Consider the following 13,548-nt stretch of genomic DNA (forward strand, 5'->3'; position numbering starts at 1 on the left):
GTGTTGACTTGGTCGCGGATCACGGTAGCGAACAGCGTAGACGGCATATAGCCGGAACCCGTTATGACCGCGGTATAGTCGCCGGCCGGCAAATGCAGATTGTACGTGCCGTCCGCCGCGATTGCCGTTGCGACGACGGGACCGTCGGTTACGTTCGTACCCGCCCTGAACGTCAACGTCACACCGGGAGCGGGCGCGCCGGTCGAAGTAGTCAGGCTCGTGCCGTACAAGAATCCGGTTCCCTGATTCGGATCAGGGGTAATCGTGCCGTCCGCCCAGTTGATTTCATCGGCAACCACGGTAGCGAACAGCGTAGACGGCATATAGCCGGAGCCTGTAATGACCGCAGTATAGTCGCCGGCCTGCAACTGCAGATGATACGTGCCGTCCGCCGCGATTGCCGTTGCGACGACGGGACCGTTCGTTACGTTCGTGCCTGCCCTGAACGTCAACGTCACACCGGGAGCGGGCGCGCCGGTCGAAGTATTCAGGATGATGCCGTACAGGTAACCGTCTGCTGACGGATCTTTTACGGTAACCGAAGCCGCTGCCGTTTGACCGAGATAGGAAACCGTAATCATGGAGAGTCCCGAATTTACTCCGGATACCAGACCCGCCGCATTCACCGAAGCGATGTCCGGATTCGAAGACTGGTAATTCGCCAGGTCGGTTACGGTTTGGGTACTCTGATCCGAATAATGAGCCGTAACGACCGTTTGATGCGTGCCTCCTTTGACAAGGGCGTACGAACTCGAGTCGAGCGTGATTCCCGTAATACTCGGCACCGGTACGGAAAGCCCCGGAACCTGATCCGGATTCGTGCGAGACGTCGTAGTCCCGTCTCCGAGTTCGCCGTAGTAGTTGAGTCCCCAGGTCCAGACAGTCCCGTCGTTTCTGCTTGCGATCGTGTGGTATCCCCCGCCCGCGATGGCCGTTACGCCGCTTAGGCCGGATACCTGAACCGGGGTCGGACGATCGCTCGAAGTTCCGTCGCCAAGTTGGCCGGCGTCGTTTCTTCCCCACGCCCACACGGTCCCATCGTTCTTCAAGGCGATCGAATGATAGGCCCCGCATGCGATTGCAATGACTCCATTTAAGCCGGATACCTGAACCGGAGCCAACCGGACTTCCGTTGTCCCGTCTCCGAGTTGACCGTAGCCATTGCCTCCCCATGCCCATACCGTTCCATCGTTTTTCAAGGCGAGCGAATGGTGTTCCCCGGCCTCAACGGCGGTAACGCCGCTCAATCCTTGTACGCGATACGGAGTCCCGCGCCCCGCGGTCCTGTCTCCATCGCCGAGCTGGCCGTAGGCGTTCCAACCCCAAGTCCATACGGATCCGTCGTTCTTAAGCGCCAGCAAATGATAGCTCCCGCTAGCAATGGCGTTTACATCCGTTAACGTGTACGCCCGAACTGGGGTGCTGCTAATTAATGGATAGGCTTCATCTCTGTCTTGATTGGCTTCAATATACCCCCACGTCCAGACGGTTCCGTCGTTTTCGAGCGCAGCCGAATGCAAATAGCCGGCCGCAATCGAGATTACCTCTTTCAACCCCGCTGCTTGTACGGGGATAATGCTGTCCGTGGTGGTGCCGTCTCCTAGTTTGCCGAATTCGTTCGACCCCCATGACCACACGGTCCCGTCATCCTTAAGCGCCATCGTGTGGGATCTGCCGGCAGCAAGGGAAACCGCCTGGATTCCGGGCACTTGAACCGGAAAACGGCTGTCCGTAAGGGTCCCGTCACCGAGCTGCCCGTTCGTGTTTCTACCGAATGTCGCGACGTATCTGTCGTTAGTCAGGATGCTGGTATGGTACTCTCCGCCGGCTATTTCCGCAGAAGCGGTTGAACTCGAATAAACGGCACCCGTAACCGTCGCTTCCGGGAAGTTCCCGATTGTCTCATCCGAACCTGATGAAGCGAATGATAACGTCGGATTAAAAAAAGTGACCATCCATGCAAAAATGCATAAGATCGTGATTCTTCTTTTATGTATGGGTTCATGCGGTCTCCTCCAGCCCATCGCATACTCCTTCCTAGCCTAAATGATACTAATTGTATCATTTAGGCTATATTTTAACAACGATTTGTATCAATGGTATACATGAAGCGGATAGGAGCATGGAGGCGTTATGCCAGGGGAACCGCGAAAAAGACCGCCGGTATCCTCGCCAAGAAGGCGGGATGAGCAGTCATACTTCATGTGCAATGCAGGCTTTACCAACGAAACGGGCGCCCACTTCGGGCGCCCTCTCGCGAAAATACGATAATGACTTTCGCGGCTTTGCTTTTTCCGTGCGAGCCTGCGCCTTCAGTTTTTCTTCGGCAGTCCGGTTTCCAATCGGTCCGAAATCACCTGTCCGGCGAACGGCGCACCGTCCCCTAAAGGCTGAATCGCCAGCGTGCCCATATCGTACACATACCAGTCGCCATCCCGCCATTTTAAGACGACATCCAAGTGCGCCGCTTGCCCGACGGCGTAAAACAGATTCAGCGTGAACGTGAATCGGACCGTATCCGGCGCAAGGCGCTCGAAGTCGATCGGATTCCAGGCGAACGCGCGGGACGCGGTTCCGCGGCGGCGCAAATCCATGTCGTACCGGTAAATCGTCTGAAAGCCCTTATTGTTCCACGCCCGATCGTCAATTCGGCTCCGCAGTCGTTTCCATTCGGCATCGGTCAGCTTCGGCGCCGCTTCTTCGAGGCGAAGCGCCTGCTCCAACCGCTCGGTCCAAGCTTGGGCCAGATCGAACAGTTTGGCGCGTTCGACCGCCGCGGAAGCGACCTTCTCCAAAACGAGCCTGCTTCCATCCGGATCCGGACGGAACGCCAGCTCGGTTCCTCCGTTCCACGGCGAGGTTAGCACGAGGCTTCCGTCTTTCGCATAGGGCCGAACGTTGTCGTCCACCGCCATGACGGCGGATTGGACCGGCTCATCGCCGCGCCGGAACGAAAACGCCGCCTGACGAGCTTCTTGCGTCTCGGTTACGAGGAAAGCCCTGACTTCCCGAACGTTGCCGTCCCAAGAGCGTACGAACGGATAATCGACGGGCTTGAGCAGCAAGACGTCGAACCCTTCGAATTCCAGCCGCGACATCCGAACTTCGTCACCTTCGGTGAACAGCAGCAAGTCGTCGACCGTGCCCACGACGGATGTCCGTCCCCGAAGATCCCGGAAGACGGCATCGTAATCCCCGGTAAACTGCCGCCCGCTTTCCCGTTTTCCCTCCAACTCTTTCTCGCGAGGGACCAAGGTGATTTTCCCGAATCGGGATTCCCCGACGGCCCGGACGGATGCGGGAGCTGCAGGCTCCATCTTCGCTTGGCCAGGATCGTAGGCTCTCACCGGCGAGAACGACGCCGGCAGCACCGGCTCCGGCCCGCCCGATCCATCTGCGGCAACGGCGATATAGTCCGCCCGCGTCCGATCCGAGCGGACGTACGCCAGCCAGCGATCCCGAAGGACGACTGGAACCGCGTAAACCGGATAGCCGTCGCGCATTTCCCCGGCATCCGTCGCCAGCCATTTCCAGGTGCGGCTGTCCTTGCCGAACCGCAATGCGATTCCGCCATCGGTGTTCTTCATTTGCACCGTGACGGCGCCCGCCGCTTCGGACACGAGCTCGCTTCCGGCCGGCGGAAGCCAGATTAGGCGTTGCTCCGGATCCAGGAACAGAAAAGGCGCTCCGTCGCCCTGCGCCCAGCTTTGCGCCGACGGCCGAACAGCCGGGACGATCCGAAACCCTCGTAATTGCCCGAGCTCGGCCGCTTCCTTCAGCTCGGTCTCTTTTCCGCTTGCGATATCGTAGAGCCGGTAAGAAATCTCCGTTTTTTCGGGTTCCGCGCCTTCCACCGTTCGGGGACGGTACAGGGACGCCAGCACCGTGCGTTCATCCGCCCAGCCGAACAGATCCATCCGATAGGGGGAAGATCCGGACGATTCCCATTTGCCTGCCGTATGGCCGTCTCGGCCGATGAATGCCATCCCCTGGGCGAATACGTCCAACCCGTTATCCGACGCCCGCATGTAACCTTCCGCCTGATGAGCGTATTCCACTGCGGCATATCGGCCGCCTGGACCCCACTGGATGCCCGGGGACTCGACCGTATCCGACGCAGGCAAGCGCAGTTCTCCCAACCGAGCGCCTTCGCAGTCCCGCATGACGAAGCGGTTGCTCCCGGATTCTTCATAAAGAAAACGATGCAAATCTCCGGACGGGTACACGAGGGATCGGGGAGGCGTGCTTCCCGGATCCCCGTAAGCCGGATACGGTCCGCCTTCGATCGGAACCGCCGTCCGCTTCGCGAAGTCTACAAGCCACAAACGACCCTTGAAGCTGTTCAAAACGGCACGCTGCCGATCCTCCGACACGAACGAGCCGATAAAGAAATCGTCCCCGTCCCCGGACGAATCCCCGATCCGCCAGAAACCCGGCACGAGCGTCTCCGTCCTCCCGTCTGCCGCATCCATCCAATCGATATCGAAAACGACGCCGTCCGTGTCCGCCCGCGGAACGACATAGGCGAAACGGGTTTCGTCCACGAATCCGAACACCGGCGCGTACCGAGCCCCTTCGAACGGCGACTTGATCTCGTACATCGGGTAGACGGCCGCGTTTCCCCGTTCCGGGTCGACCGCCACCGCGTCGTACCTCACCGCTGGATCCTTGCCGCCGTCTTCCGAGCGAAAGCGCGACACCACGTGAACGGCGGGCCGATCCGTATCATCGGACGCCATCGTCGACTCGATCCTGGCGGAATCTTCATCCGGCAGTCGAAGAGACATTCCGCCCGCCGTGACGGTTTTCCCGAGGCGCAAATCGGAAAACCCCGAATGAGGCGCCTCGGCTCCCGCCGTTTCCGCCCCGCCCTTCTCCGCCTGTGCGCTTTCCGCCGGCGGAGCCGCCATCGGACTCGCCGAACGTTCGCCTTTTCCCGACGCCGCCCACCCGATCGGCAACAGCATGGCAACCGCGATGAGGAGGGCCGTCGATTTCCTCCCGCGCAAGCTTCCCATCCCGCATCTCCCCGCTCTCTTTTCCGCTTCCGGAACGCTCCCGGCGCTTTTCCGCGTCCATTTTTCTCCAGTACGTACGTTTAGACGGATCAGCGGGGAAAAAGTTGTTGATGCCACTCGGATGGAAGGCCACGCGAATTTTCATTCCATGAATATTTTGCCCGATTAATTACCATGCTCTCCTATTTCCGCGCGCGCGTTTTCCTCCTGAAAATAAAAAACGAACGGCCTCGAAAGGCCGTCCGTCATTTCCTGCCGTTTATTCAACCGCGATCGATTCGAGTTCCGACGACTGCTCCTCGCCCTCATCCAGCGGAGACACGACGCGGATGTTGCGGTAACGCGACATGCCCGTGCCGGCCGGAATGAGCTTGCCGATGATGACATTCTCCTTGAGGCCGAGCAGGCGGTCGACCTTGCCCTTGATGGCGGCGTCGGTCAGGACGCGCGTCGTCTCCTGGAAGGAGGCCGCGGACAAGAACGAATCCGTCTCGAGCGACGCCTTCGTGATCCCGAGCAGCACCGGACGGGCAACCGCCGGTTCCTTGCCGCTCAAGATCGCTTCGCGGTTCGCCGCTTCGTACTCGTGGATGTCGACGAACGCGCCGGGCAGCAGCGTCGTGTCGCCCGGGTCGACGATCTTGATCTTCCGCAGCATCTGCTTGATCATGACCTCGACGTGCTTGTCGTTGATTTCCACGCCTTGGTTCCGGTAAACGCGCTGAACTTCCTGGAGGATATAGTTCTGCACGCCGCGGATGCCCTTGATGCGGAGCATTTCCTTCGGGTCGATGGAGCCGTCGGTCAGCTCGTCGCCCGCTTCGATATGCTGTCCCTGGACGACGCGGATGCGCGAACCGTAGCTGACGGGGTACACCTTCGTCTCGGCTTCCCCTTGCACTTCGATTTCGCGGCGGTCCTTCGTCTCGCGGATTTCCTTGATCTCGCCGTCGATCTCGGAGATGATCGCCTGGCCTTTCGGGTTCCGGGCCTCGAACAGCTCCTGGATCCGCGGAAGACCTTGCGTGATGTCGTCTCCGGCTACGCCGCCGGTGTGGAACGTACGCATCGTGAGCTGCGTTCCCGGCTCGCCGATCGATTGGGCCGCGATGATGCCGACGGCTTCGCCGATTTCGACTTTTTTGCCGGTCGCCAGGTTGCGGCCGTAGCACATTTTGCAGACGCCGTGGCGGGCGCGGCAGCTCAGGACGGAGCGGATTTGCAGCTTGCCTACGCCGGCTTTGACGATCGCTTCCGCCTTCGGCGTGTCGATGAGCTCGTTCATGTGGACGAGCACTTCGCCCGTCTCCGGATGGCGGACGGTTTCGAAAGCGTAACGTCCCTCGATCCGGTCGAACAGGTCCTCGATGACTTCTTTGCCGTCCTCGATCCGGGAAACGAGAATTCCCTTATCGGTGCCGCAGTCTTCCTCGCGGACGATGACGTCCTGCGCGACGTCGACGAGACGACGGGTGAGATAACCCGAGTCCGCCGTCCGCAGCGCCGTATCCGCCAGACCTTTCCGCGCGCCGTGCGTGGAGATGAAGTACTCCAAGACGGTCAAGCCTTCGCGGAAGTTCGACAGGATCGGCAACTCGATGATCCGGCCCGACGGGTTGGCCATGAGGCCGCGCATACCGCCCAGCTGGGTGATCTGCGATTTGTTGCCCCGCGCTTTGGAGTCGACCATGAGCATGATCGAGTTGTAGCGGTCCATGGACTTCATCAGGATATCCGTGATTTCGTCCTTCGCCCGGCTCCAGATTTCGATGACGCGGTCATACCGTTCTTCGTTGGTGATCAAGCCGCGGCGGTATTGCCGCGTGATGACGTCGACCTTCTCCTGGGACTGCTTGAGGATCTCCTGCTTTTCGTTCGGCACGATAACGTCGGCGACCGCGATCGTGATGCCGGCCTTCGTGGAGTACGTGAAGCCGAGCTGCTTGATCCGGTCCAGGATGACCGACGTTTGGGTCGTGTGATAGATCCGGAAGCACTCGCCGATGATCGTACCCAAGTATTCTTTGCCTACCGCGCCCGGCGTCGGAAGCTCTTGCATGAGCTTGTCGACGTCCGCGCCTTTGTCGTAGACGAAGTATTTGTCCGGCGTCCCCTTGAGCAGGTTGTCCTTGGTCGCTTCGTTGATATACGGGAACGTGTCCGGGAAAATTTCGTTGAAAATGATCTTGCCGATCGTCGTGATGATCAGCGCGTTCTGCTGCTGCGGCGTAAAGCTCTTCTTTCTCAGTTCCTTGACCGGAATGGCCACGCGGGCATGCAGCGAAATGCGCTCCGGCTCCCGCTGGTAAGCGGAAACCGCCTCGTGGACGGTGGAGAAACGCAGACCGGAGCCCGGTGCTTCCTTGTTGTCCATGGTCAGGTAATAGCAGCCGAGAACCATGTCCTGGGAAGGCGTGACGACCGGCTTGCCGTCCTTCGGGTTCAGGATGTTGCCCGCGGCCAGCATCAGCATGCGGGCTTCGGCTTGCGCCTCGGCGGACAGCGGAACGTGCACGGCCATCTGGTCGCCGTCGAAGTCGGCGTTATAAGCCGTACAGACGAGCGGATGCAGCTTGATGGCGCGCCCTTCCACGAGCACCGGCTCGAACGCCTGGATCCCCAAGCGGTGAAGCGTCGGCGCGCGGTTCAGCAGCACCGGGTGCTCCTTGATGACTTCCTCGAGCACGTCCCATACTTCCGGGCTGACGCGCTCGACTTTGCGCTTGGCGCTCTTGATGTTGTGAGCCTGGCCTTTAAGCACGAGCTCCTTCATCACGAACGGCTTGAACAGCTCCAGCGCCATTTCCTTCGGAAGACCGCATTGGTACATCTTCAGGCTCGGGCCGACGACGATAACCGAACGGCCGGAATAGTCGACGCGTTTGCCGAGCAGGTTCTGGCGGAAACGGCCCTGTTTTCCCTTGAGCATATGGCTGAGCGATTTGAGCGGACGGTTGCCGGGACCCGTAACCGGACGGCCGCGGCGGCCGTTGTCGATCAAGGCGTCGACGGCTTCCTGCAGCATCCGCTTCTCGTTCTGCACGATGATGTCCGGAGCGCCGAGGTCGAGCAGCCGTTTCAGCCGGTTGTTCCGGTTGATGACGCGGCGATACAGGTCGTTCAAGTCGCTCGTCGCGAAACGGCCGCCGTCCAGCTGCACCATCGGACGCAGCTCGGGCGGGATGACCGGCAGCACGTCCAGAATCATCCACTCCGGCAGGTTGCCGGAATTGCGGAAAGATTCGATGACTTCCAGCCGCTTGATCGCGCGGTTGCGGCGCTGGCCTTGGGCCGTGCGGAGTTCTTCCTTGAGCATATCGAGCTCGCGGTCGAGATCGATGTCCTGCAGCAGCTTCTTGACGGCTTCCGCGCCCATGCCGGCTTGGAAGGCATAACCGTATTTCTCGCGGTAGCTGCGGTATTCTTTCTCGGAGAGCAGCTGCTTCTTCTCCAGCGGCGTATCGCCCGGGTCGGTCACGACATAAGAGGCGAAATAAATGACCTCTTCCAGGGACCGGGGAGACATGTCGAGCGCGAGGCCCATCCGGCTGGGAATGCCTTTGAAGTACCAAATATGCGAAACGGGAGCGGCCAGCTCGATGTGGCCCATCCGCTCGCGGCGGACTTTGGCCCGCGTGACTTCGACGCCGCAGCGGTCGCAGACGACGCCTTTATAGCGGACGCGTTTGTACTTGCCGCAATGGCACTCCCAATCCTTCGTCGGTCCGAAGATCTTCTCGCAGAACAAGCCTTCCTTCTCCGGCTTCAACGTGCGGTAGTTGATCGTCTCCGGCTTCTTGACTTCGCCGCGGGACCAAGACCGGATCTTGTCCGGGGATGCGAGCCCGATCTTCATGAACTCAAAGTTGTTGACGTCTAGCAAGGAGCAAGCCCTCCTTCTTCTCTTGCAGAGATATCCGAACCTTCGTGCCGACCGATAATCGTGCGACCGGACGGCGGCGGCAATGCCGTGCCCGTCCGGCCGATGCTTATTCTACGCCGACTTCCGCGCCCTCGAGATTCAGGTTCAGCTTGTCGCCTGCGCCGTCGTCCTCGTCGTCGGATTCCTTCATTTCGATCTCTTCTTCGTTTTCGGTCAGGATCTTCACGTCCATCCCGAGGCTTTGAAGCTCCTTGATCAAAACCTTGAACGACTCCGGAACGCCCGGCTCCGGCACGTTCTCGCCCTTGACGATCGACTCGTACGTCTTGACGCGGCCGACGACGTCGTCGGACTTGACGGTCAAGATTTCCTGCAGCGTATAGGCGGCGCCGTACGCTTCGAGCGCCCAGACCTCCATCTCCCCGAAGCGCTGGCCGCCGAACTGGGCTTTACCGCCCAGAGGCTGCTGCGTAACGAGGGAGTACGGACCGGTCGAACGGGCGTGGATTTTATCGTCGACCATGTGCGCCAGCTTGATCATGTACATGACGCCGACGGTGACTTCGCGCTCGAACGGTTCGCCCGTGCGGCCGTCGAACAAGCGCGTCTTGCCGTTGCGCTGCATGCCGGCTTCTTCCATGGTGTCGAATACGTCGTATTCGGTCGCGCCGTCGAAGACCGGCGTCGCGGCCCGGATGCCGAGGTAGCGGCAAGCCATGCCGAGGTGGACTTCCAGCACCTGCCCGATGTTCATCCGGGAAGGTACGCCCAGCGGGTTGAGCACGACCTGCACCGGCGTGCCGTCCGGCATAAACGGCATGTCTTCCTCCGGCAGGATGCGGGCGATAACCCCTTTGTTGCCGTGGCGTCCGGCCATCTTGTCGCCTTCGGAAATTTTCCGCTTCTGCGCGATATAGACGCGAACCAGCTGGTTTACGCCCGGCGGCAGCTCGTCGCCGTTCTCGCGCGTGAACACCTTGACGTCGACGACGATGCCGTCGGTGCCGTGGGGCACGCGCAGCGAGGTGTCGCGCACTTCGCGCGCCTTCTCGCCGAAGATCGCGTGCAGCAGGCGCTCTTCCGCCGTCAGCTCGGTCACGCCCTTCGGAGTGACTTTGCCGACGAGGATGTCGCCCGCGCCGATCTCGGCGCCGACGCGGATGATGCCGCGCTCGTCGAGGTTGCGCAGCGCGTCTTCCCCGACGTTCGGGATGTCGCGCGTGATTTCTTCCGGTCCGAGCTTGGTGTCCCGCGCTTCGGATTCGTATTCTTCAATGTGGATCGAGGTATAGACGTCCTCGCGCACCAGCTTCTCGGAGAGCAGGATCGCGTCCTCGTAGTTGTAACCTTCCCACGTCATGAACGCGACGACGACGTTGCGGCCGAGGGCCAGCTCGCCCTGGTCGGTCGAAGGACCGTCCGCCAGGATGTCGCCTTTCTTGACGATTTCGCCCTTCTTGCAGATCGGGCGCTGATTGATGCAGGTCCCTTGGTTGGACCGCATGAATTTCTGAAGCTTGTATTTGACCAGATCGCCTTTGACTTCCTTGCCGTCGACGACTTCGGTGCGGCGGAGCCAAATTTCGTTCGCGCTGACGCGTTCGATGATCCCGTCATATTTGGATACAATACATACCCCGGAGTCCTTCGCCGACTTATGCTCCATGCCGGTCCCGACGTACGGGGCGTCCGGAACGAGCAGGGGCACCGCTTGCCGCTGCATGTTCGATCCCATGAGGGCGCGGTTGGAGTCGTCGTTCTCGAGGAACGGGATCATCGCCGTCGCCACGGAGACGACTTGCTTCGGCGACACGTCGATGAAGTCGACGCGGTCGCTCGGCATTTGAAGGATGTTATCCGCCTGCTTGTTGTAACGGACGATAACGGATTCCTCCGCGAAGGAACCGTCCTCGTTCAGGTTCACGTTCGCCTGGGCGATGATGTAGTTGTACTCTTCGTCCGCCGTCATGTAGACGATCTCGTCCGTGACGCGGTTCGTCTTCGGATCCACGCGGCGGTACGGCGCTTCGATGAAGCCGTACTCGTTGATCCGCGCGAACGTCGACAGGGAGTTGATCAGACCGATGTTCGGACCTTCCGGCGTCTCGATCGGGCACATCCGGCCGTAGTGGGACGGGTGAACGTCGCGCACTTCGAAGCCGGCGCGCTCGCGCGTGAGACCGCCCGGTCCGAGCGCGGACAGACGGCGCTTATGCGTCAGTTCGGCCAGCGGGTTCGTCTGGTCCATGAACTGGGACAGCTGCGACGATCCAAAAAATTCCTTGATGGCGGCGATGACCGGACGGATGTTGATGAGCGCCTGCGGCGTGATCGCGTTCTGGTCCTGGATGGACATCCGCTCGCGGACCACGCGCTCCATCCGGGACAGGCCGATCCGGAACTGGTTCTGCAGCAGTTCGCCGACGGAACGCAGACGGCGGTTGCCCAGATGGTCGATATCGTCCGTGGTGCCGATGCCGTGCAGCAGGTTAATGAAATAGTTGATCGAAGAGATAATATCGGCCGGCGTGATATGCTTCACCGACTTGTCGATATTCCCGTTGGCAATGACTTTGACGACTTTGCCGTCTTCGATCGGAGAGAACACGCTGATCGCCTGGAGCGGAATGTCCTCGGATTCGTTGACGCCCCCGACGACGTGGTAGTTCTTGTATCCGACGTTCTTCTCCAGCGAAGGCAGGATTTGGTCGAGCAGGCGGCGATCGACGAGCTGGCCGGCTTCGGCCAGGATTTCGCCCGTGGAAGGATCGACCAAAGTTTCGGCCAGCCGCGTGTCGAACAATCGGTTTTTGATATGCAGTTTCTTATTGATCTTGTAACGGCCGACGTTGGCCAGGTCGTAACGCTTCGGATCGAAGAAACGGGCGATCAGCAAGCTGCGCGCGTTCTCCAAAGTCGGAGGCTCGCCCGGGCGAAGGCGCTCGTAGATTTCGATCAGCGCTTTCTCCGTGGAGTCCGTATTGTCTTTCTCGAGGGTGTTCAAGATAAACTCGTCCTGACCGAGCAGGTCGAGAATCTCCGCGTCGGTCCCGAAACCGAGCGCGCGAAGCAACACCGTCACCGGGATTTTCCGGGTGCGGTCGATCCGGACGTAGATGATATCCTTGGCGTCGGTTTCCAGTTCCAGCCAAGCGCCGCGGTTCGGAATGACCGTCGCGGTGTACGTTTTCTTCCCGTTTTTGTCCACTTTTGTGCTGTAATAGACGCTCGGGGAGCGGACCAATTGGCTGACGATAACGCGTTCCGCACCGTTGATAATGAACGTGCCGGTCTCCGTCATGAGCGGAAAATCGCCCATGAACACTTCCTGCTCCTTCACTTCCCCGGTTTCCTTGTTGAGCAGACGCACTTTGACGCGCAGCGGAGCCGCATAGGTGACATCGCGTTCCTTCGATTCGTCGACGGAGTATTTGGGCTCGCCCAAGCTGTAGTCGATGAACTCCAGCACCAGATTGCCCGTGAAATCCGAGATCGGCGAAATGTCCTGAAAAATCTCCCGCAGGCCCTCGTCCAAAAACTTCTGGTACGATTGTTGCTGGATTTCGATCAGGTTCGGGACTTCCAGCACCTCCTGGATGCGGGAATAGCTCCGCCTGGTGCGCCGGCCGTACTGAACAAGATGTCCTGCCAACTTTACCTCACCCCTTCAGTCTGCTTCAACACAAAAACAAAGAAAAGCCCTTATGCGCCGATTGGCGGCACAATGGCACCCTTATCCAGACATTGGCCCAAAACAAACCCATTATACGTTGTTCCAAGCGATTTTATTCCTGGAAAAAGGACCGTGCCGGAACTTTTCTTTGCATAAAGACAATGAGCCCATCTTAATACTGACATTTTTCAATGGTACCATAAAGAAAAAGTCAAGTCAAACTTTTCTTGCCGCGACTGAACGAACGATGCGCGGGGAGCAACTTTATCGATTTGCGCGGTAAATCCGATACCCTTTGTCCTTCCCGATCTCCGTTACCGCACCTTCGCCGAACAGTTCCTCCAGCTTCGCCTTGGCGCTCGGCGCCCCTTGTTTGTTCTGAATGACGATCCACAACGAGCCGCCGTCCGCGAGATGGCGGAAAGCCTCTTCGAAAATTTCGTGCACGACGGCTTTGCCCGCGCGGATCGGGGGATTCGTCAGGATGACGTCGAAGGATTGTCCCCGCACGGATTCGAGTTTGTCGCTCTGCAGAACGGTCACGTTGGACAGCCCGTTCGCCTCCGCGTTCAAGCGCGTCAGCTCCACGGCTCTTTCATTGATATCGACCATCACCACGCGGTTTTTCGGATCCAGCTTGGCGGCGGTCAGCCCGATCGGTCCGTATCCGCAGCCGACGTCCAGCACCGAAGCGGCTTCCGGGATTTCCATCCGTTCGATCAGAACCCGGCTGCCGTAATCGACTCCGCCTTTCGAAAAGACCCCGGCATCCGAAACGAACCGCATCCGGAAGCCTCTTAACACGGCTTCGATGACCTGGCGATCGCTCGCGGCCGTCGGTTTACGGGAATAGTAATGCTCGCTCATGGCGGGAGTACCTCCCTCCGCTTCGCCGTTCCCCGGCAAATCGGCGCAACGCAAACCTCCCATGTTACAAGGAGATCTCCGTTCCGCCGTCTTGCCGGATTGGGCCG

Annotated in this window: 5 protein-coding genes; all 5 read right to left on the reverse strand. The window is 59.8% G+C overall.

The window, feature by feature from the left end; translation table 11 throughout:
• Nucleotides 1–2,024 (reverse strand): RCC1 domain-containing protein (locus PTZ19_RS23930; protein ID WP_479686553.1); only part of this gene is annotated, 2,024 nt, incomplete at its 3' end.
• 288 nt (nt 2,025–2,312) lie between these two features.
• Complete coding sequence (locus tag PTZ19_RS23935) at nt 2,313–5,018, reverse strand: hypothetical protein (RefSeq protein ID WP_276358154.1); 2,706 nt, start codon at nt 5,016–5,018, stop codon at nt 2,313–2,315.
• A 259-nt stretch (nt 5,019–5,277) separates the two neighbouring features.
• Entirely contained in the window at nt 5,278–8,901 is a 3,624-nt protein-coding gene (gene rpoC, locus PTZ19_RS23940) for a DNA-directed RNA polymerase subunit beta' (protein WP_276358155.1), read from the reverse strand.
• A 106-nt stretch (nt 8,902–9,007) separates the two neighbouring features.
• Entirely contained in the window at nt 9,008–12,553 is a 3,546-nt protein-coding gene (gene rpoB, locus PTZ19_RS23945) for a DNA-directed RNA polymerase subunit beta (protein ID WP_276358157.1), read from the reverse strand.
• Between the two features lie 285 nt (nt 12,554–12,838).
• A complete protein-coding gene (locus tag PTZ19_RS23950; RefSeq protein ID WP_276358158.1) occupies nt 12,839–13,441 on the reverse strand; it encodes a class I SAM-dependent methyltransferase in 603 nt (200 codons plus the stop codon).
• Between the last annotated feature and the right edge of the window lie 107 nt (nt 13,442–13,548).

Origin of the sequence: Cohnella caldifontis, assembly GCF_029360585.1 — a bacterium.
GTDB lineage: Bacteria > Bacillota > Bacilli > Paenibacillales > Paenibacillaceae > Cohnella > Cohnella caldifontis.

Bases quoted from the DNA above. Each gene is read 5' to 3' on its own strand.
- PTZ19_RS23935 (WP_276358154.1), bottom strand. From the start codon at position 5,018: ATGGGAAGCTTGCGCGGGAGGAAATCGACGGCCCTCCTCATCGCGGTT.
- PTZ19_RS23950 (WP_276358158.1), bottom strand. From the start codon at position 13,441: ATGAGCGAGCATTACTATTCCCGTAAACCGACGGCCGCGAGCGATCGC.